The following is a 20,327-nucleotide window of genomic DNA, read 5'->3' as shown; positions in this document are numbered from 1 at the left end:
CGCGCGACGAAGGAGGACCCCCGTGCCCGACGACTCCACAGCTCCGCTCCCGATCGGCCCGGTCGGCAACGTCTTCCTGTTCGTCGACGACCTCGACGCCGCGGTCGTCTGGTACGCGGCCAGGCTTGGCCGCGAACCGGTCGTGCGTGGTGGCGCGCTCGTTGCGTTCGACATCGAGGGCGTCCGCCTCACGCTGCACCGCACCGACGAACTGAACACGCCGGGGCCGTCCGGCACGGTGCCGTACTGGACCGTGCCCGACGTCGATGCCGTCGTCGAGGACTGGGTCGCCAACGGTGCCGTCGCACACCGGGGCCCGAAGACGGTGTTCACGGGAGAGCGGCTCTGCCAGCTGCTCGATCCCTTCGGGAACCTCTTCGGCGTACTTTGCAGTGCCCCCAGGAGGATTCGAACCTCCGCCCCTGCCTCCGGAGGGCAGTGCTCTATCCCCTGAGCTATGGGGGCCAAGGGGTGTCAACAACCGTAGCAGGTCCGGCGGGTGGTCCTGGACAGCGCGTGTCGCGCTGTGGACGTGCCATCGGACGGCCGGGAGGCGCGGTGCGGGCCTGCCACGGCCCTCCCGTCCGCACGGTGGGCGGGTCGCGTTCCGGTGCGAGGTTCCGTGTCCCGTGCGGCGCAGCAGGCGCGCGCCGCGCACGCAAGCTCGCACCAGATGGCGGACCCGGCACCGTGCGAGCGTCGCGAGCCGGCGCGGGGTTCCGTCTTCCGTGCGGCGCTGCAAGCGCGCACCACGTGCGCAACCTCGCACCCGACGGCGGACACGGCACCGTGCGTGGCCGCCGCCGGCCTGGAGGCGCGGCGCGGGCCCGCCACGGCCTCCCGTCCGCACCGTGCGTCCGTCGCGATCCGGTGCGAGGTTCCGCGTTCCGTGCAGCGCTGCGAGCAGCGCACCACGTGCGCAACCTCGCACCAGACGACGGACACGGCACTGTGCGTGGCTGCCGCCGGCCGGGAGGCGCGGTGCGGGCCCGCCCCAGGCCTCCCGTCCGCACGGTGCGTCCGTCGCGATCCCGTGCGACGTCCCGTGTTCCGTGCGGCGCAGCAGGCGCGCACCAGGCACGCAACCTCGCACCCGATGGCGGACACGGCACCGTGCGTGGCCGTCGCCGGCCGGGAGGCGCGGTGCGGGCCCGCCGCGGCCCTCCCGTCCGCACCGTGCGTCCGTCGTGATCCCGTGCGAGGTTCCGCGTTCCGTGCAGCGCTGTGAGCAGCGCACCACGTGCGCAACCTCGCACCGGACGGCGGCGGCCCCGCACCGTGCGCGGGGGCCGCGCGCGTCAGCCCGCGGGCGTCGCCGTCGCCGACCCGGACGGCTGGAGCGCGGCCCGCACCGCGTCCACGACGGGCTGCGCCCCACCCGGCTCGGTGAACAGCGTCGACTGCGCGGTGATCCAGTACGGGTCGGCGAAGGCGTCCGCGCGGCCGACGTCGCCGCTCAGGGCGAAGTAGCCCTCCACGCGGTAGGTGGGGACGGACCCGCCCCGCTCGTACAGGGCGTCCTTCAGGTTGGTGAGCGACTTCTCAGGCAGGTCGGCGACCGCGAGCGTGATCGCCGTGGCGTCCGCGTCGGTGCTGACGAACCGGCACACGCGACCCTGCTGCTTCGCGATGGTCGCGGCGGGGGAGCCCTTCGCCGGGGTGAAGGAGTCGTCGAGCTCGAAGGTCTGCCCGTACACCGACAGTGCGCTCGTCGGCAGGAGCTCCTCGCAGGTCTGCGACACCGGCTTGCCCGCCGGCGTCGCGCTGGCCGACGGGGTGCTGTCCCCGCCGCCCGAGCACCCGGCGAGCACGACGGCTGCTGCGGTGGTGAGGGTGGCGACGGTGAGCGCCCGGGCACGGCTGCGGGGGGTCATCCCGACATGATGCTGCATCGACCGGTGCGGACCTGGGCGTCCCGGTAGGATCGGTCCTCGTGACTCCTGCCGAACTCTCCGCCGCGTACCTGTCGATCCTGACCGGGATCGTCGAGCGCCGAGGCGCGTCCGAGACCGTGACGATCGAGGAGTCCCACGTGGTGCTCGAGCGTCCGAAGAACCGCGCCCACGGCGACTGGGCCTCGAACGCCGCCATGCAGCTCGCGAAGCGGCTCGGCACGAACCCGCGCGAGCTCGCGACCGAGATCGCCGGCGAGCTCACCGAGCTCGACGGCGTGGACTCCGTCGACGTCGCCGGCCCCGGCTTCATCAACATCACGCTCGAGGCGGCCGCCGCTGGCGAGATCGCGCGCACCATCGTGGACGGCGGCGAGTCCTTCGGCACCGGCGACCTGTACGACGGCGTCCGGATCAACCTGGAGTTCGTCTCCGCCAACCCCACCGGCCCGATCCACATGGGCGGCGTCCGCTGGGCCGCAGTGGGCGACAGCCTGGCCCGCGTGTTCCAGGCGCAGGGCGGGCTCGTCACCCGCGAGTACTACTTCAACGACCACGGCGCGCAGATCGACCGGTTCGCCCGCTCCCTCGTCGCCAGCGCACTCGGTGAGCCCACGCCCGAGGACGGCTACGGCGGCGCCTACATCGCCGAGATCGCCGCACGGGTCATCGCGACCCTCGAGCCGGGCATCGACGTCCGCGACCTGCCGCGTGACGAGGCGCAGGAGCTCTTCCGTCGCGAGGGCGTCGACTTCATGTTCGCGGACATCAAGTCGTCGCTGCACGACTTCGGCGTCGACTTCGACGTCTACTTCCACGAGAACGCCCTGCACGAGTCGAAGGCCGTCGAGCGTGCGATCGCCCGGCTGCGGTCGGCCGGCGTGATGTACGAGGCCGAGGGTGCCGAGTGGCTCCGCACGACCGACTTCGGCGACGACCGCGACCGCGTCGTCATCAAGTCGGACGGCGAGCCCGCGTACATCGCCGGCGACCTGGCGTACTACCTCGACAAGCGCGAGCGCGGGTTCGAGCGCAACCTGATCATGCTCGGCGCCGACCACCACGGCTACGTCGGCCGGATGATGGCGATGTGCGCCGCGTTCGGGGACGAGCCCGGCAAGAACCTCGAGATCCTGATCGGGCAGATGGTCAACCTGCTCAAGGACGGCGAGCCGATGCGCATGTCGAAGCGCAACGGCACCATCGTCACGATGGAGGACCTCGTCGACGCCGTCGGTGTCGACGCCGGCCGGTACGCCCTGGTCCGCTTCGCCAGCGACACCGCGATCGACATCGACCTCGACCTGCTCACCAAGCGCACGAACGACAACCCCGTCTTCTACGTGCAGTACGCCCACGCCCGCACGCAGTCGGTGGCCCGGAACGCCGCCGTGGCCGGGGTCGACCGGTCGGTGTTCGATGCCTCGCTGCTGACGCACGAGTCGGAGAGCGCGCTCCTCGGAGCCCTCGCCGAGTACCCGCGGGTGGTCCGGCACGCCGCCGAACTGCGCGAGCCGCACCGCATCGCGCGGTACATCGAGCAGCTGGCCGGCCTGTACCACCGCTGGTACGACTCCTGCCGTGTCACGCCCCTCGGCGACGAGCCGGTGACCGACCTGCACCGCACGCGCCTGTGGCTGAACGACGCCACCGGCCAGGTCGTCCGCAACGGCCTCGGCCTGCTCGGCGTGTCGGCTCCGTCCCGCATGTAGCGGCACTCCTTCCGCAAAGCACCGGTGTTCGCGCACCGAACACCCGCATTCCGCGGTGTCGAGCGCGAACACCGGTGTTTTGCATCCCGGCCGCCGCCGCGCCGGACGCGCACCGGGCTTCCAGGCAGGCTGCCGGGACGGACTGGCAGGGTGGGACGCATGCCCGCAGCCACCGAACGCCCCACCACGCGCCGCCGCTGGCCCGTCGTCCTGCTCGTGGTCGTCGTCGTGCTCGCCGCCCTCGTCGTGATCGCCGAGTTCGTGCTGCGCGGCGTCGTCGACCGGATCATCGCCCAGCAGGTCGAGCAGTCGCTGCCGGACGGCACGACCGGCGAGGTCGACGCCCACGCCGAGGGCATCGTCATCCCGCAGCTCATCAGCGGCACGCTCGACCGCGTCGAGATCTCCTCGGCGAAGCTCACGGTGGACGGCATCCCGCTCGCCGCCGACGTCACCGCGCAGGACGTCCCGGTGGACGGCAAGGGCGACGTCCGCGACGTCGACGGCACGGTCACCCTGGCGTCGTCGAGCGTCAAGGACCTGGCGAAGTACAGCCCGCTGTTCGACCGGCTGAACCTGGTCGACGGCGGCGTCGAACTGACGGGGTCGTCGTCGGTGCTCGGCTACGACATCACCTACGCCGCCAAGGGTGCCGTCGTCGCGCAGGACGACGGCCGCGGCATCTCGATCACCCCGGAGAGCGTCCGGATCACGAACTCCGACCTCGGCCTCAAGGTCGACTCGATCCCGGGCGTCACCGGTGTCCCGGTGCAGGTCTGCACCGCGCAGTTCCTGCCCGAGGCGCTGCGGGTGCGCTCGCTCGACGTGTCGAAGTCGGACGCGACGGTCCGCATCACCGCGGACGCGCTGCCGCTCAACGAGGACGGCCTGCGGACGGTCGGCAGCTGCGGCTGAGCGGACGGGTGCGTAACGCGGCCTGGAGGAACGGCTCGCGTCGGTAGGATCGGGTCCCGTGAGCGAGAACCCCCTTGCACCGCCGCGGCTGCGGTTCCCGACGGACGCCTCCGAACTGGTGGACCGCATCTGGCCCGCGTCCGCGACGCGGACCGACGACGGCACCCTGGCGATCGGCGGCATCAGCGCGACGGACCTGGTCGCGCAGTTCGGCACCCCCCTGTACGTCGTCGACGAGCGTGACGTCCAGTCCCGTGCCGTCCGTGTGCGGAACGCGTTCGCCGAGGCGTTCGAGCGCATCGGCAGCCACGCGCACGTCTACTACGCCGGCAAGGCCTTCCTGACGACACAGGTCGTCGCGTGGATGGCCGAGGCCGACCTGCGCGTGGACGTCTGCACCGCCGGTGAGCTCGCGGTCGCCCTGGCCGGCGGCATCGACCCCGGCCGGCTCGGCTTCCACGGCAACGACAAGTCCGACGCCGAGATCGCCCGCGCGGTCGAGGTCGGCATCGGCACGATCGTGCTCGACAGCCACGAAGAGGTGCAGCGCGTCGCCCGTGCCGCCGCCGACGCCGGGGTCGTGCAGCGTGTGCGCATCCGGATCAACACCGGTGTGCACGCGTCCACCCACGAGTACTTGGCGACCGCTCGCGAGGACCAGAAGTTCGGCATCCCGCTGTCCGAGGCCGTCGAGGCCGCAGCAGCCGTCCGCGCGGAGCCCTCGCTCGCCTTCGTCGGGCTGCACTCGCACATCGGCTCGCAGATCTTCGACGACGCCGGCTTCCGCGAGGCCGCACGTCGACTCATGGACGTGCACGCGACGCTCGTGGCCTCCGGGCCGGTGCCCGAGCTGAACCTCGGCGGCGGCTGGGGCATCGACTACACCGAGGCCGATTCGGCCTTCGCCCCCGAGGACGTCGCCGAGGCACTGGCCACGATCATCGGCGAGGCCTGCGCCGAGCGCGGCATCCCGGTGCCGGACATCGCCGTCGAGCCGGGCCGCTACATCATCGGCCCGCCCGGGGTGACGCTCTACCGCGTCGGCACGATCAAGCCCGTTACGCTCGAGACCGAGGACGGCGGCAGCGCGACCCGCACGTACGTCTCGGTCGACGGCGGGATGAGCGACAACATCCGTCCCGCCCTGTACGGCGCGGACTACACGGCCCGGCTCGCCCGCACCTCGGACGCCCCGGCGGTGCTGAGCCGCGTCGTCGGCAAGCACTGCGAGAGCGGCGACGTCGTGGTCAACGACGAGTACCTGCCCGGCGACGTGCAGCGCGGTGACCTGCTCGCCGTCGCGGCCACCGGGGCCTACTGCTGGGCGCTGTCGAGCAACTACAACCACGTGGGCCGCCCGCCGGTCGTCGCCGTCGCGGACGGCACAGCCCGTATCCTCGTGCGGGGCGAGACGATCGACGACCTCCTCGCCCGTGACACCGGGGTCGCCGCCGTGCCCGCCGACGGCACCGGCCGCTGACCCCCGACCCGACCGGGTCCGCCCACCCCGCAGGGCGCACCCCCACCGACAGGAACCGCTACCAGATGATCGAATACCGCAACGTCCGTGTCGCGCTGCTCGGGGCCGGCTCGGTCGGTTCCCAGGTCGCGCGACTGCTCCTCGAGCACGGCGACGAGCTGGCCTCGCGCGCCGGTGCCGGGCTGGAGCTGGTCGGGATCGCCGTGCGCGACGTGGACGCGCAGCGCGACGTCGACCTGCCGGCGGAGCTCTTCACCACGGACGCGGCATCGCTCATCCTCGGCGCGGACATCGTCGTCGAGCTCATCGGCGGCATCGAGCCGGCGCGCACCCTCGTGCTCCAGGCCCTGCAGTCGGGCGCGGACGTCGTCACCGGCAACAAGGCGCTGCTCGCGACCCACGGCCCGGAGCTCTTCGCCGCGGCCGAGCAGGTCGGCGCGCAGCTCTACTACGAGGCCGCCGTGGCCGGGGCGATCCCGATCATCCGCCCGCTGCACGACTCGCTCGCCGGTGACCGCATCGTCCGGATCATGGGCATCGTCAACGGGACCACGAACTTCATCCTCGACCTGATGGACCGCAAGGGCTCCACGTTCGAGGATGCCCTGGCCACCGCGACGGAGCTCGGCTACGCCGAGGCCGACCCGACCGCCGACGTCGAGGGCTACGACGCCGCGCAGAAGGCCGCGATCCTGGCCTCGCTCGCGTTCCACACCTCGGTGCCGCTGGCCGCCGTGCACCGCGAGGGCATCACCCACGTCACGATCGACCAGGTCCGCGCCGCCCGCAAGGCCGGCTACGTCGTGAAGATCCTGGCGACCGCCGAGCGGCTCACCGACGAGGACGGCCGCGAGGGCGTCAGCGCCCGCGTCTACCCGGCCCTCGTGCCCGAGTCGCACCCGCTCGCGAGCGTGCACGGTGCGAAGAACGCGGTGTTCGTCGAGGCAGAGGCTGCCGGCGACCTGATGTTCTACGGCGCGGGTGCCGGTGGCGTCGAGACGGCCTCGGCGGTCCTCGGCGACCTGGTCTCCGCGGCCCGTCGGCACGTCATCGGCGGCCCGGGTGTCGCCGAGTCGACGCAGTCCGAGCTGCCGGTGTTCCCGATCGGCACCGTCCGCACGAGCTACCAGATCACCCTGCACGTCACGGACGCCCCCGGCGTGCTGTCGACGGTCGCCGGCGTGCTCGCGAAGCACGGCGTCAGCGTCGAGACGGTCGAACAGACCACCACCGGCGCAGCCGAGGGGACCGCGACGCTCGTCATCGGCACCCACCTGGCGCGCGAGGCCGACCTGGCGGACACCGTCGTCGCCCTCCGTGGCGAGGACGTCGTCCTGGACGTCACCAGCGTCCTGCGCGTCGTCGGTCGCTGACGCGACCACGGGCCTCCAGGCCGACCTGCAGGCCCACCGAGCCGCACCACCACCAGATGCACCCCACCGGACAGAGAGAGAAGCCTGATGGCCCACCAGTGGCAGGGAGTCCTGCGCGAGTACGCCGACCGACTCGACGTGACCGAGGCGACGCCCATCGTCACGCTCGGTGAGGGCGGCACGCCGCTCATCCCGGCTCGTCGGCTCTCCGAGCGCACCGGCGCCGAGGTCTACGTGAAGTTCGAGGGCATGAACCCGACGGGTTCGTTCAAGGACCGCGGCATGACGATGGCGATCTCGAAGGCCGTCGAGCACGGCGCGAAGGCCGTCATCTGCGCCTCGACCGGCAACACCAGCGCCTCGGCCGCCGCGTACGCCACGCACGCCGGCATCACCGCTGCGGTGCTCGTGCCCGAGGGCAAGATCGCCATGGGCAAGCTCAGCCAGGCCGTCGCGCACGACGCCCAGCTGCTGCAGGTGCAGGGCAACTTCGACGACTGCCTCGACATCGCCCGCGACCTGGCGGCGAACTACCCGGTGCACCTCGTCAACTCCGTCAACAACGACCGCATCGAGGGGCAGAAGACCGCCGCGTTCGAGGTCGTCGACGTCCTCGGTGACGCACCGGACTTCCACTTCCTGCCTGTCGGCAACGCGGGCAACTACACCGCGTACTCGCGCGGCTACCGCGAGGACGTCGCCGCCGGCCGCAGCACCAAGCTGCCCCGCATGTTCGGGTTCCAGGCCGCCGGTTCCGCCCCGATCGTGCACGGCGAGGTCGTCCGGCACCCCGACACCATCGCCTCGGCGATCCGCATCGGCAACCCGGCCTCGTGGCAGTTCGCGCTCGAGGCGCGGGAGGAGACCGACGGCTACTTCGGTGCCATCACCGACGAGGCCATCCTCGCGGCACACCGCATCCTGTCGGCCGAGGTCGGCGTCTTCGTCGAGCCCGCGTCCGCCATCGGTGTCGCCGGGCTCCTCGAGCGTGCCGACGCCGGTGTCGTGCCGAAGGGCGCGAAGGTCGTCATCACGGTCACGGGCCACGGCCTGAAGGACCCGCAGTGGGCCCTCCGCACGCCGGACGGCGGCGAGGTCACCCCGACGAGCGTGCCGGTCGACACGAAGTCGATCGCCGACGTGCTCGGTCTGGTCAGCGAGCAGTGATCTCCGACCGCTCGTCCGGACCGGGTGAGGGCATGACCGCCCGCAGTGCTGTACCGGCCGGACGGGCGGTCCGTGCGCTGCCGACCGGATCGGCGGTCCGTGTCCGGGTGCCGGCGACGTCGGCGAACCTCGGCCCCGGCTTCGACTCGCTCGGCCTCGCGCTCTCGCTCTACGACGAGGTCGTGGTGCGTGTCCGCTCCGAACCCGGCGCGACCGTCACGGTCGAGGGCGTCGGTGCCGGTGAGGTCGCCACGGACGACACGAACCTCGTCGTCCGTGCGGTCCGCCGTGGGCTCGAGCACGCCGGTGTCGACCAGCCCGGTCTCGAGCTGCACGCCACGAACGCGATCCCGCACGGCCGCGGTCTCGGATCCTCCGCCGCGGCGATCGTCGCCGGGCTGATGGCTGCCCGTGGCCTGCTCGAGGGCGTCGTCGACCTGGACGCCTCGACGCTCCTGACCCTGGCCACCGAGATGGAGGGCCACCCGGACAACGTCGCGCCGGCGCTCTTCGGCGGCCTGACGATCGCGTGGATGACCGCCGAGGGCCCGGCCTACAAGCGGCTCCTGGTGCACCGCGGAGTCGCCCCGGTGGTGTTCGTGCCGACCTCGACGCTCTCGACCAAGCTCGCGCGCTCCCTGCAGCCCGAGCAGGTCCCGCACGCCGACGCCGCGTTCAACGTCTCCCGTTCGGCGCTGCTCGTGGCGGCACTCATCCAGAGCCCCGAGCTGCTGCTCGCCGCGACCGAGGACCGGCTGCACCAGGCGTACCGCGCCAGCGCCATGCCCGAGACCGACGCCCTGATCCGGTTGCTCCGACAGCACGGCCTCGCCGCGGTGGTCTCCGGTGCCGGGCCGAGCCTGCTCGTCCTCGGCAGCGACCCGGCACAGCGCCTGACCGCCGCCGAACTGGTGCAGCGACACGCCGAATCCGACTGGCGGCCGCTCATGCTGGCCGTCGATCTCGGTGGTGCTACAGTGGCAGCGCACTCGGCGCTCGAAGCCGAACCCGCGTAACCGTACGGATCGCTCGTCCTCAGGACAGCTCCTACGACGTCGCAGGGTCCGGTGCGCGAGTGTGCATCTCTTTCTGATCACCGAATCCCGATCCGTCGTCTGAACGGCGGTCGATGCTCACCCTGCATCCGGGACGGTGGAAACTCTCCGCGTTCTGCGGTTCGAAAGGAAACACCGACCTTGACCGACAACAACTCCGCCCAGGTGGAGATCCCCAGCGACCTGCGTGCCCTCCGTCTCCCGGAGCTCCAGCGCATCGCCTCCTCGCTCGGCATCACCGGGCTCTCCAAGCTCCGCAAGGGCGACCTGATCGCCTCCATCGAGGACAAGCGTCCCGTCGACGAGACGCCGGCAGCCCCTGCCGCCGCTGTCGTCGCCGAGACCCCCGCCGAGCCGACCGCCACCGAGCAGCCGACCCTGCCGGAGCCCGCCGAGACCCCCGCGCAGCCCGCTGCCGAGGCACCCGTCGCCGACCCCGAGGCACCCGCCGAGTCGGCCGCCCCGAGCCGTGCCCGTCGTTCGCGCCGCGCATCGTCCGGCGGCACCGTGAACGCCGCGCCGACCTCGGCCGCCGAGCACACCAACCACGGCCAGACCGGCACCGAGGACCTCCTCGCCGGGCTCGACCAGGTCCGCGCCGAGAAGGACGCCCAGGAAGCCGCGCAGTCCGGCTCGCAGCGCCGTGGCCGTGGCCAGCGGAACGCCGAGCAGCGCGGCACCGAGCAGCGTGGCGCCGACCAGCGCGCCGCCGACCAGGGCCACCAGGCGTCGGCACCCGCCGAGGCCGAGCAGCCGAGCCAGGCGGGCCAGCAGGGCCAGCAGGCCCCGACGTCCGCCGTCCAGGCCGACCAGGACCAGAACGAGTCCGGCGACCAGAACGACCAGGGCGACCAGAACTCCGAGCAGGGCGAGGGCGGCTCGCGTCGCGGTCGTCGCAGCCGTGGTCGCGGTCGTGGCCGTGGCCAGAACGCCGAGAACGGCGAGCAGCAGAACGGCGCCGAGCAGCAGAACGGCGGCCAGAACGCCGGCCAGCAGAAGCAGAACGGTGCCGACCAGCAGAACGGCGGCCAGAACGCCGGCCAGCAGAAGCAGAACGGCGCCGAGCAGCAGAACGGCCAGCAGAACGGCGGCCAGAAGCAGAACGACCAGCCGAAGCAGGCCGAGGCCAAGCAGGACGACAAGGCCGACCAGAAGCAGCAGCAGAACAACGGTCAGCAGAAGCAGCAGACCAGCGGTCAGCAGAAGCAGCAGCAGCAACAGCACGCCGACGAGGCCGAGAGCGGCCGCAGCCGTCGCCAGCGCGACCGCAAGCGCGGCCGCGGCGGCCAGAACGACGACTTCGAGCCCGAGGTCACCGAGGACGACGTCCTGATCCCGATCGCGGGCATCCTCGACGTCCTCGACAACTACGCATTCGTCCGCACCACCGGGTACCTGCCGGGCCCGAGCGACGTCTACGTCTCCCTCGGCCAGGTGAAGAAGTACCACCTGCGCAAGGGCGACGCCGTCGTCGGTTCGATCAAGCAGCCGCGTGACGGCGAGCAGCAGAGCCGCCAGAAGTACAACGCGCTCGTGGCCGTCGAGTCGATCAACGGCCAGTCCGCCGACGAGGCCGCGGCCCGCGTCGACTTCAACGACCTCACCCCGCTGTACCCGAACGAGCGCCTGCGCCTCGAGACTGAGCCGGGCAAGCTGTCGACCCGCATCATCGACCTCGTGTCGCCGATCGGCAAGGGCCAGCGCGGTCTCATCGTGTCCCCGCCGAAGGCCGGCAAGACCGTCGTGCTGCAGGCCATCGCGAACGCCGTCGCCAAGAACAACCCCGAGGCGCACCTGATGGTCGTCCTCGTCGACGAGCGGCCCGAAGAGGTCACCGACATGCAGCGCACGGTGAAGGGCGAGGTCATCGCCTCGACCTTCGACCGTCCCGCCGAGGACCACACCACCGTCGCCGAGCTCGCCATCGAGCGTGCGAAGCGCCTGGTGGAGCTGGGCCACGACGTCGTGCTGCTGCTCGACTCGATCACCCGCCTGGGCCGTGCGTACAACCTGTCGACCCCGCCGTCGGGCCGCGTGCTCTCCGGTGGCGTCGACTCGGCGGCGCTCTACCCGCCGAAGCGCTTCTTCGGTGCCGCGCGCAACATCGAGGACGGCGGCTCGCTGACCATCCTCGCGACCGCGCTCGTCGAGACCGGCTCCAAGATGGACGAGGTCATCTTCGAGGAGTTCAAGGGCACCGGCAACATGGAGCTCCGCCTGAACCGTCACCTCGCCGACAAGCGGATCTTCCCCGCCGTCGACGTGAACGCCTCGGGCACCCGTCGCGAGGAGCAGCTGCTCTCCGCCGACGAGGTCAAGATCACCTGGCGTCTGCGCCGGGCCCTCGCCGGGCTCGACCCGCAGCAGGCCCTCGAGATCGTGCTGCGGAACCTCAAGGAGACGCAGTCGAACGTCGAGTTCCTGGTGCAGGTGCAGAAGTCGGTCCCCTCGACCGGCGCCCACCACAACGGCCACCAGGAGTAACGCGTGTTCGAGTCGGTAGCGGGGCTGCTGGCGGAACACGAGGACCTGACACAGCAGCTGTCGGACCCCGCGCTCCACGCCGATGCGGCCCGGGCGAAGAAGGTGAACCGGCGGTACGCCGAGCTCAACCAGATCAAGTCCGCGTACGAGGCCTGGCAGGCGGCGGGGGACGACCTCGCCGCCGCCCAGGAACTCGCGCGTGAAGACGCAGCGTTCGCGGACGAGGTCCCCGGGCTCGAGGAGCAGCTGTCGGAGCGCCAGGAGCGTCTCCGCCGGCTGCTCATCCCGCGCGACCCCGACGACGGCCGTGACGTCATCATGGAGATCAAGGGCGGCGAGGGCGGCGAGGAATCGGCGCTGTTCGCGGCCGACCTCCTGCGCATGTACTCGCACTACGCCGAGACCAAGGGCTGGAAGGTCGAGCTCCTCGAGCGCACCGAGTCCGACCTGGGTGGCTACAAGGACGTCCAGGTCGCGATCAAGTCGAACACGACCGATCCGTCCCAGGGCGTCTGGGCGCACCTGAAGTACGAGGGCGGTGTGCACCGCGTCCAGCGTGTGCCGCAGACCGAGTCGCAGGGGCGCATCCACACCTCGACCACCGGCGTGCTGGTGTTCCCCGAGGTGGACGAGCCCGAAGAGGTCCAGATCAACCAGAACGACCTCAAGATCGACGTCTACCGGTCCTCAGGCCCGGGCGGGCAGTCCGTCAACACGACGGACTCCGCGGTCCGCATCACCCACCTGCCCACGGGCATCACGGTGGCGATGCAGAACGAGAAGTCGCAGCTGCAGAACCGAGAGGCCGGCATGCGCGTGCTCCGCGCACGCATCCTCGCGCGTCAGCAGGAGGAGCTCGACGCGATCGCCTCGGACGCGCGCAAGTCGCAGATCCGCGGGATGGACCGTTCGGAGCGCATCCGCACGTACAACTTCCCGGAGAACCGGATCGCGGACCACCGCACCGGCTACAAGGCGTACGACCTCGACCGTGTGATGAACGGTGCCCTCGAGCCCGTCATCCAGTCCGCCATCCAGGCGGACGAAGAGGCACGTCTGGCCGCCATCGGCGACCAGGACGCGTAAGCGCACACCCAGCCTGGAGGCCCGGATCACCGCCGACACGCCCCTCACGTACGCCGCGGATCGCCTGCTCGAGCAGGCGACCGCGGCGCTCGTCGCCGTCGGCGTGCCGACGCCCCGGGTCGACGCGGAGCTGCTGCTCGCGTGGGCGACCGACACCTCGCGCGGTGCCGTCCAGGCCCGTGCGCTCATCGGCGGCGGCATCGCCCCGGAGCACGTCGAGCGCTTCCGGCACGCCGTCGCCCGCCGTGCCACCCGTGAGCCGCTGCAGCACATCACCGGGCAGGCGTACTTCCGTGCGCTCACCCTGGCCGTCGGACCTGGCGTGTTCGTGCCCCGTCCGGAGACCGAGGGCGTCGTGCAGTTCGGCATCGACGCGCTGCGGGCGACCGCGGTCCCCGAGCCGATCGCCGTGGACCTGGGCTCCGGCAGCGGTGCGATCGCGATCGCGATGGACACCGAGGTGCCGAACGCCGTGGTCTACGCCGTCGAGCGGTCGGCCGAGGCCCTGCCGTGGACCCGGCGGAACGTCGACGCCCACGGTGGGACCGTCCGGCTCGTCGAGGGCGACCTCGCCGACGCACTGCCGGAACTCGACGGCACCGTGTCCGTCGTCGTGTCGAACCCGCCGTACGTGCCGGACGACGCGATCCCGATCGACCCCGAGGTCCGCGACCACGACCCGGCGATGGCGCTCTACGGCGGGCCGGACGGCCTCGACGCCGTCCGGGCACTCGCCGAGACGGCCTGGCGGTTGCTCGTGCCCGGGGGAGTCCTGGTCGTCGAGCACGCCGAGCCGCAGGGCGCCGGGGTCCGGGAGGTCCTGGCACGCCGGGGGTTCCGCACCCCGGAGACGCACGTCGACCTGACGGGGCGCGACCGCACGACCACCGCGACGCGGTAGCCGGGGGCGAGCCGGGCCTCCCGTCGCTCGGCCGCGCGTGCGTGTGCCGGGTCGATCCGGGCGTACCTGGTGCGATCGGGCGTACCGGGTCGTCCGGAATGACCAGGTGTGCCCGTTCCTGCTTTCCAGCGCGACCGCGATGGGAAGGATCGGGCGTGGCGGGCGTGGGGCGGGCCTCCCGTCGCTCGGCCGTGCTGCCTGTGCCGGGTGGATCCGGGCGTACCTGGTGGGATCGGGCGTACCGGGTCGTTCGGAATGACCAGGTGTGCCCGTTCCTGCTTTCCAGCGCGACCGCGATGGGAAGGAACGGGCGTGGCGGGCGTGGGGCGGGCCTCCCGTCGCTCGGCCGTGCTGCGTGTGCCGGGTGGATCGGGCGTACCTGGTGGGATCGGGCGTACCGGGCCGTTCGAAATGACCAGGTATGCCCGTTCTCGCTTTCCAGCGCGACCGCGATGGGAAGGAACGGGCGTGGCGGGCTACGCGACGGGGGAGGCCTCGCGCTGCTGTGCCGCGACGAAGGCGCGGACGTGCTCGCGCAGGTCGGTGTCGTGCTCGACCAGGACCGCGTGGATGCCGACGCTCCGCGCACCCGCGATGTTCTCGGGCATGTCGTCGGCGAAGAAGGTGCGCTCCGCGGGGACGCCGTGGTGGGCGATCGCGCGCTGGAAGACCTCCGGCTCGGGCTTCCGGGCGCCGAAGTTGCTCGAGGTGTCCAGGTGCTCGCCGAAGACCTCGGGCAGGGACGGTGCCCACTCGTGGATCCAGCGGCCGGCGAGCGGACCGTTGTTGGTGAGCAGCCCGACACGCCCGTGCTCGCTCGCGATCCGGACCGCCTCGATGCGTTCCGGCAGCTCGGTCATGGCGGATCCGCGTATCCGGGCCCAGTCGGCCTCGGGGACGTCGCACTCCATCGCGCGCTCGAACGCGGCCAGGTACTCGTCGCCGTCGGCGAACCCGCCCGCCTCGGCACGCATCTCGTGACCGCAGTCCCACCAGCGGCGACGGAGCTCCTGGAACTCGTGTCCGGTGAACTCGGAGAGTGCGGCCATGCGCACCTGCCAGTCGTACCGGACCAGGACGTCGTCCATGTCGAAGAGGAACAGGAGCGGGGGTGCGGGCGTCTCGTTCACGATGTCCACCATTGTGTCGCACTATCATCGTCGAGTCATGGCATCCCGATACGACTGCACCGACTCCGACGGGCTCCTGACCGGGATGCGGCTCGCACGTGCCGCCCTCGGACGCGGAGAGCTCGTCGTGGTCCCCACCGACACCGTCTACGGCCTGGCCGCGGACGCCTTCAGCGCGACGGCCGTGCAGCGGCTGCTCGACGCGAAGGGCCGCACGCGGCAGTCGCCGCCGCCCGTGCTCATCCCCGGTCCGCCCACGCTCGACGCCCTCGCCAGCGAGGTCCCGCAGCCGGTGCGCGACCTGGTTGCCGAGTTCTGGCCGGGCGGGCTGACCGTCATCCTGCACGCACAGCCGTCGCTCGACTGGGACCTCGGCGAGACGCGCGGCACGGTCGCGCTCCGGATGCCGGACTCGCGGATCGCCCTCGAGCTCCTGCAGGAGGTCGGGCCCCTCGCGGTCTCGTCCGCGAACTCCACGGGCGACCCGGCCGCGATGGACGTCGACGCCGCCGAGCGGATGCTCGGTGACAGCGTCGCGATCTACCTGGACGGCGGACCCGTCGAGGTGCACGACGGCTTCGAGGCCAGCACCGGGTCGACGATCGTCGACGCCACCGGGCTGTCGGACGGCGGGAAGCTCCGCATCGTCCGGCACGGGGTGATCCCCGACGAGGAGATCATCCGGGTCGTCGGAGCCGACCTCGTCACATGAAGTACTACCTGCTCGCCGGGGCCATCGCCGCGGTCGTGAGCTTCGTGATGAGCCTGATCGTCTGGAAGCTCGGGCTGAAGTACAAGTGGTACCCGCAGGTCCGCGAGCGGGACGTGCACCGCACCCCGACGCCACGGCTCGGTGGCATCGCGATGTACATCGGCGTCATCGTCTCGTTGCTCGCGGCCTGGTTCCTGTTCCCGTCGATCGCGGGGACCGACTACTTCCGGCTCGTGTTCTCCGAACCCGGCCGCGTCCTCGCGGTGCTCGGGGGAGCGACCATCATCGTGGTCCTCGGTGTCGCGGACGACATCTGGGACCTCGACTGGATGACGAAGCTCGCCGGGCAGATCATCGCGGCGGGCATCCTCGCCTGGCAGGGCGTCGCGATCGTCTCGCTGCCCATCGGCAACACGCTGGGCGTCGGCTCGTCGTACATGAGTCTGATCTTCACCGTGCTGGCGGTGGTGCTCGTGATGAACGCGGTGAACTTCATCGACGGGCTCGACGGGCTTGTGGCCGGCGTCGCGATCATCGCCGGTGGGGTGTTCTTCCTCTACACGTTCTTCATCAACCGCGTGGTCGTCCAGACCGAGTTCTTCTTCAACCTGCCCTCGCTGCTCACCGCGGTGCTCGTCGGGGCCTGCTTCGGCTTCCTCATCCTGAACTGGCACCCCGCCAAGCTCTTCATGGGCGACGCCGGTGCGCTGCTCGTCGGGTTCCTGATGGCCACGAGCGCGGTCTCGGTCACGGGCAACATCGACCCGGCGGCGGTGCAGACACGCCAGGCGCTGCTGCCGGCGTTCATCCCGATCCTGCTGCCGTTCGCGATCCTGATCGTCCCGATCCTGGACTTCGGTCTCGCGGTCACCCGACGGCTCAGCGCGGGCAAGTCGCCGTTCTCGGCCGACCGGAAGCACCTGCACCACCGCCTGCTCGACATGGGGCACTCGCACTTCCACGCGGTGCTGATCTTCTACGCGTGGACCGCGACCGTCGCCTTCGGGTGCCTGCTGTTCCTCTTCGTGGACTGGTACTGGGTCGTCGTCTTCGTGTCCGTCGGCTTCACCGTCTGCGCCGTCGCGACCTTCGCGCCGCTCGGCCGGAAGCGCACGGAGATCGCCGCCCAGACCGCCAACCGTTCCGCCGCCGTGGTGGACGCCAGCCTCGACCCGCTCGACCGGGCCGCCAACGACCGCACGATCCCTGGAGACATCACGTGACCGTACCGAACGCGCTCGACCACGTCCGGCCGGTGTTCCGCCGCATCATCACGTGGGGAGCGGTCCTCGCCGTCGCCCTGGCGGTGGTCGGCGGGCTCATCGGGTTCCTCGTCGCGGACGGCCCCGGGCTGGTCGGGGGACTGCTCGGCGCCGTGCTGAGCGTCGTGTTCCTCGGGCTCACCGCGGTCAGTGTCCTCGTCGCGCTGCGCGTCTCGAAGGGCCAGATGATCTCCGGCGCCTTCTTCGGCATCGTGATGGGCACCTGGCTGCTCAAGTTCATCGTCTTCATCGTGCTGCTGGTCCTGCTCAAGGACCGTGACTGGGTCGACTTCCCGGTGCTGGCGATCGTGATCATCGCGGGGGTCGTCGGCTCCCTGGTGATCGACGTCATCGCCGTCGCGAAGGCCCGCACCCCGATCGGCGTCCGGCTGCCGGGCGACGGCCTCGACGACTCCGCGGACGCTGGGAACCCGACCCCCCGCGTCTGAGAAGCCGGGAAGCCTCTCGCACCTGATAGGCTTCTTCAAGTCCGCTACCGGAGCCTTTCGCTCGGGGCGGACGAGCCTCCACAACGTCCACCATCGCGTGCCATGATGTGCGCGCGCCGACACAGGAGACAGCGCTGCTATCCCACGCTCTTCCCCTGTCCCTCTCCGCTGCGGTTGACACCGTCGCGGCGGGGAGCAGCAAGGCCGCCGAGTTCCATGGTCCGTCGATCAACGAGTTCTTCCCGGATGCGATCTTCTTCGCCGGGACGCCGTTCGAGATCGATCGGCTCGTCCTCATCCGTTTCTTCGCCGTCGCCGTGCTCCTGGTGTTCGCGTTCGTGGGCACCCGTGCACTGAAGCTCGTGCCGAACCGCGGTCAGGCGTTCATCGAGTACGCGTTCGATGTCGTCCGTCGCAACACCTTCGACAACCTCGGAGAGAAGGACGGCAAGCGCTTCCTGCCGCTCCTGGCGACGATCTTCTTCGGCGTGCTCTTCATGAACCTGACCGGTCTGGTCCCGTTCATGAACCTCGCCGGCACCAGCCGCATCGCGATGCCGATGATCCTGGCGATCGTCGCGTACCTCGCCTTCATCTACGCCGGCCTCCGCAAGCACCCGGGCACGTTCCTCAAGAACTCGCTCTTCCCGCCCGGGGTGCCGTGGCCGCTGTACATCATCGTGACGCCGATCGAGCTCGTCTCCACCTTCGTGCTCCGTCCCGTCACCCTGACGCTGCGACTCCTGATGAACATGGTCGTGGGGCACCTGCTCCTCGTGCTGTTCTTCTCGGCCACGCAGTTCTTCTTCTTCGACGCTTCGCTCGGCTTCAAGGCCTTCGGCGTCGGGACCATCGCGTTCGGCATCGCGTTCAGCTTCTTCGAGGTCCTCGTCGCGCTGCTGCAGGCCTACGTCTTCATGCTCCTCACCGCCGTCTACATCCAGCTGGCGCTGGCTGACGAGCACTGATTCCTCACTGACCCCCTACGGGACCGGCGACCGTCGGACCCGCACCTCGAAAGGAAAACACGTGGACGCAACGACCGTTCTCGCGGAGATCAACGGCAACATCGCGACGGTTGGCTACGGCCTCGCAGCGATCGGCCCGGCCATCGGTGTCGGCATCGTCGTCGGTAAGACGATCGAGTCCGTCGCTCGCCAGCCCGAGCTCCAGGGCCGCCTGACGACCCTCATGTACATCGGTATCGCCTTCACCGAGGCCCTGGCCTTCATCGGTATCGCCACGTACTTCATCTTCACCGGCACCAACTAAGGCTCCTCGATGCACAACGCACTCATCATCGCGGCGGAGGAGACGCACAACCCGCTGATCCCGCCGTTGTACGACGTCGTCTGGTCGGCGCTTGCCTTCGTCATCATCTTCCTGGTGATGTGGCGTGTCGTCACGCCGCGCATCACGAAGATGCTCGATGAGCGCACCGAGGCCATCGAGGGCGGCATCAAGAAGGCCGAGGCCGCTCAGGAGCAGGCCGCTGCTGCGCTCGACGAGTACAACAAGCAGCTCGCTGACGCACGTGCCGAGGCTTCGCGCATCCGTGAGCAGGCCCGCGCCGACGCCACGGCGATCGGCAACGAGGTCCGCGAGCAGGCGGCCGCCGATGCAGCACGCATCACGGCCAACGCCCAGGCGCAGATCGAGGCCGAGCGCCAGAGCGCCGTCCAGGCACTCCGGTCCGAAGTGGGCACCCTCGCGCTGGACCTCGCGTCCGGTGTGATCGGTGAATCCCTCAAGGACGACGCCAAGTCGACCGCAGTGGTCGACCGCTTCCTCGCAGACCTCGAGGCCTCGCAGGCCACGAAGACGGGGGAGCACTGAGCATGCGCAGCGCTACCAGAGAAGCACTCGCGTCCACCAGGGCGGTGCTGTCGGACCTCGGTCCGAGCGCCGGCCTGGCCGCGGGTGCCGAGATCCTCGCCTCCGGGCGTGCGATCGCCGGTGCGCCGCAGCTGCTCGGGCTGCTGTCCGACCCCACGGCCGACGCGGCCGGCAAGAAGGTCCTCATCGACCGTGTCTTCGCCGGACAGTCGGACGCGACGCGTGCGGTCCTGACCGCGGTGGCCGGCTCGCGCTGGTCCTCGCAGCAGGACCTGCTCGCCGGCATCGAGGACGCGGGTATCCGCGCCGTCGCCGCCACGGCGGGTCCGGACTCGTCGATCGAGTCGGAGCTGTTCGCCTTCGAGACCGCCGTCCGCTCGGACGCCGGCCTCGAGCTGGCGCTCGGCACCAAGCTCGGCAGCCCCCAGCAGAAGGGCGCGCTCGTCGAGCGGCTCCTCGGTGCCAAGGCATCGGAGCAGACGATCACGATCGTCTCGGCCCTGGTGCAGCAGCCCCGCGGCCGCCGCATCGGTGAGATCGTCCGTGATGCCTCGCGCATCGTGGCCGAGCAGGCCGGCAAGCTCGTCGCGACCGTCGTCACGGCGACGCCACTGACCCCCGCCCAGTCGGCCCGCGTCACGCGCGGTCTGTCCGAGCGGTACGGCAAGGACATCAGCATCAACCAGGTCGTCGACCCCACGGTCGTCGGCGGGGTCCGGGTGCAGATCGGCGGCGACGTCATCGACGGCACCGTGTCCACGCGACTCTCGGAGCTCCGGCTCCAGCTCGCCGGCTAGGCGTACGGTCGAAGCCGCTCCTCCCCAAGTCCACAACGGGAACTGCCGAGTCCGGCAGCGTCACCCTCTCGGAGCC

18 protein-coding genes, 1 tRNA gene and 1 pseudogene are annotated in these 20,327 nt (G+C 71.0%); 17 read left to right on the top strand and 3 right to left on the bottom strand.

The annotated features are described in order from the left end of the window. Window positions 1–22: 22 nt before the first annotated feature. Window positions 23–367, top strand: a pseudogene (locus DEJ08_RS18970) (VOC family protein); the annotation flags it as partial. A 26-nt stretch (window positions 368–393) separates the two neighbouring features. On the opposite strand, the gene DEJ08_RS10645 reads toward DEJ08_RS18970, so the two are convergent. Continuing rightward, window positions 394–465, bottom strand: a tRNA-Arg gene (locus DEJ08_RS10645). Between the two features lie 833 nt (window positions 466–1,298). Continuing rightward, the gene (locus DEJ08_RS10640; RefSeq protein WP_111053989.1) at window positions 1,299–1,874 is read right to left on the bottom strand and encodes a hypothetical protein; all 576 of its coding nucleotides are present in this window, start codon (window positions 1,872–1,874) and stop codon (window positions 1,299–1,301) included. A 59-nt stretch (window positions 1,875–1,933) separates the two neighbouring features. Here DEJ08_RS10640 and argS point away from each other — a divergent pair, with 59 nt between their 5' ends. The 9 genes from argS (at window position 1,934) to prmC (ending at window position 14,065) form a co-directional block, all read left to right on the top strand. After that, window positions 1,934–3,604: an arginine--tRNA ligase gene (gene argS, locus DEJ08_RS10635; protein ID WP_111053988.1), complete on the top strand. Its 1,671-nt coding sequence runs from the start codon at window positions 1,934–1,936 to the stop codon at window positions 3,602–3,604. A 159-nt stretch (window positions 3,605–3,763) separates the two neighbouring features. After that, on the top strand, window positions 3,764–4,519 hold the full coding sequence (locus DEJ08_RS10630; protein ID WP_071404604.1) for an LmeA family phospholipid-binding protein: 756 nt from the start codon (window positions 3,764–3,766) through the stop codon (window positions 4,517–4,519). 58 nt (window positions 4,520–4,577) lie between these two features. Next, window positions 4,578–5,999, top strand: a complete 1,422-nt coding sequence (gene lysA / locus DEJ08_RS10625; protein WP_111053987.1) for a diaminopimelate decarboxylase — start codon at window positions 4,578–4,580, stop codon at window positions 5,997–5,999. Window positions 6,000–6,064: 65 nt separating this feature from the next. Continuing rightward, window positions 6,065–7,372, top strand: coding sequence for a homoserine dehydrogenase (locus DEJ08_RS10620; protein ID WP_027465790.1), 1,308 nt, complete (start codon window positions 6,065–6,067; stop codon window positions 7,370–7,372). Window positions 7,373–7,459: 87 nt separating this feature from the next. After that, the gene (gene thrC, locus DEJ08_RS10615) at window positions 7,460–8,539 is read left to right on the top strand and encodes a threonine synthase (RefSeq protein WP_071404606.1); all 1,080 of its coding nucleotides are present in this window, start codon (window positions 7,460–7,462) and stop codon (window positions 8,537–8,539) included. A 32-nt stretch (window positions 8,540–8,571) separates the two neighbouring features. Beyond that, on the top strand, window positions 8,572–9,555 hold the full coding sequence (thrB, locus tag DEJ08_RS10610; protein WP_181422633.1) for a homoserine kinase: 984 nt from the start codon (window positions 8,572–8,574) through the stop codon (window positions 9,553–9,555). Between the two features lie 180 nt (window positions 9,556–9,735). Beyond that, window positions 9,736–12,078 (top strand): transcription termination factor Rho, encoded by a 2,343-nt coding sequence (gene rho / locus DEJ08_RS10605; protein WP_111053986.1) that lies wholly within the window; start codon window positions 9,736–9,738, stop codon window positions 12,076–12,078. A 3-nt stretch (window positions 12,079–12,081) separates the two neighbouring features. Next, window positions 12,082–13,164: a peptide chain release factor 1 gene (gene prfA, locus DEJ08_RS10600; RefSeq protein WP_017885756.1), complete on the top strand. Its 1,083-nt coding sequence runs from the start codon at window positions 12,082–12,084 to the stop codon at window positions 13,162–13,164. Between the two features lie 103 nt (window positions 13,165–13,267). Beyond that, window positions 13,268–14,065 (top strand): peptide chain release factor N(5)-glutamine methyltransferase, encoded by a 798-nt coding sequence (gene prmC / locus DEJ08_RS10595; protein WP_375334823.1) that lies wholly within the window; start codon window positions 13,268–13,270, stop codon window positions 14,063–14,065. A gap of 476 nt (window positions 14,066–14,541) precedes the next feature. On the opposite strand, the gene DEJ08_RS10590 is transcribed toward prmC, so the two are convergent. Beyond that, window positions 14,542–15,195 carry an HAD family hydrolase gene (locus DEJ08_RS10590; RefSeq protein WP_139196861.1) on the bottom strand — a complete coding sequence of 218 codons (654 nt, stop codon included), beginning with the start codon at window positions 15,193–15,195 and terminating at the stop codon, window positions 14,542–14,544. A 37-nt stretch (window positions 15,196–15,232) separates the two neighbouring features. On the opposite strand from DEJ08_RS10590, the gene DEJ08_RS10585 reads away from it, so the two are divergent. The 7 genes from DEJ08_RS10585 (at window position 15,233) to DEJ08_RS10555 (ending at window position 20,251) form a co-directional block, all read left to right on the top strand. Then, the gene (locus tag DEJ08_RS10585; RefSeq protein WP_027465784.1) at window positions 15,233–15,907 is read left to right on the top strand and encodes an L-threonylcarbamoyladenylate synthase; all 675 of its coding nucleotides are present in this window, start codon (window positions 15,233–15,235) and stop codon (window positions 15,905–15,907) included. Continuing rightward, window positions 15,904–17,130, top strand: coding sequence for an MraY family glycosyltransferase (locus tag DEJ08_RS10580; RefSeq protein ID WP_027465783.1), 1,227 nt, complete (start codon window positions 15,904–15,906; stop codon window positions 17,128–17,130). Before DEJ08_RS10585 ends, DEJ08_RS10580 begins: the two co-directional genes overlap by 4 nt. Continuing rightward, window positions 17,127–17,618 carry a Cg1360 family ATP-synthase-associated protein gene (locus tag DEJ08_RS10575; RefSeq protein WP_258367004.1) on the top strand — a complete coding sequence of 164 codons (492 nt, stop codon included), beginning with the start codon at window positions 17,127–17,129 and terminating at the stop codon, window positions 17,616–17,618. Before DEJ08_RS10580 ends, DEJ08_RS10575 begins: the two co-directional genes overlap by 4 nt. A gap of 107 nt (window positions 17,619–17,725) precedes the next feature. Then, entirely contained in the window at window positions 17,726–18,586 is an 861-nt protein-coding gene (gene atpB / locus DEJ08_RS10570; protein WP_241660362.1) for a F0F1 ATP synthase subunit A, read from the top strand. Window positions 18,587–18,647: 61 nt separating this feature from the next. Next, complete coding sequence (atpE, locus tag DEJ08_RS10565; RefSeq protein WP_017885749.1) at window positions 18,648–18,890, top strand: ATP synthase F0 subunit C; 243 nt, start codon at window positions 18,648–18,650, stop codon at window positions 18,888–18,890. Window positions 18,891–18,899: 9 nt separating this feature from the next. Beyond that, entirely contained in the window at window positions 18,900–19,454 is a 555-nt protein-coding gene (locus tag DEJ08_RS10560; RefSeq protein WP_071404610.1) for a F0F1 ATP synthase subunit B, read from the top strand. A gap of 2 nt (window positions 19,455–19,456) precedes the next feature. Beyond that, window positions 19,457–20,251 (top strand): F0F1 ATP synthase subunit delta, encoded by a 795-nt coding sequence (locus DEJ08_RS10555; RefSeq protein WP_111033768.1) that lies wholly within the window; start codon window positions 19,457–19,459, stop codon window positions 20,249–20,251. The last annotated feature ends 76 nt before the right edge of the window (window positions 20,252–20,327 follow it).

Source organism: Curtobacterium sp. MCLR17_054 (assembly GCF_003234335.2).
GTDB lineage: Bacteria > Actinomycetota > Actinomycetes > Actinomycetales > Microbacteriaceae > Curtobacterium > Curtobacterium flaccumfaciens.
The sequence above is the reverse complement of the archived record's forward strand: the minus strand, read 5'-3'. Positions and strand labels throughout refer to the sequence as shown.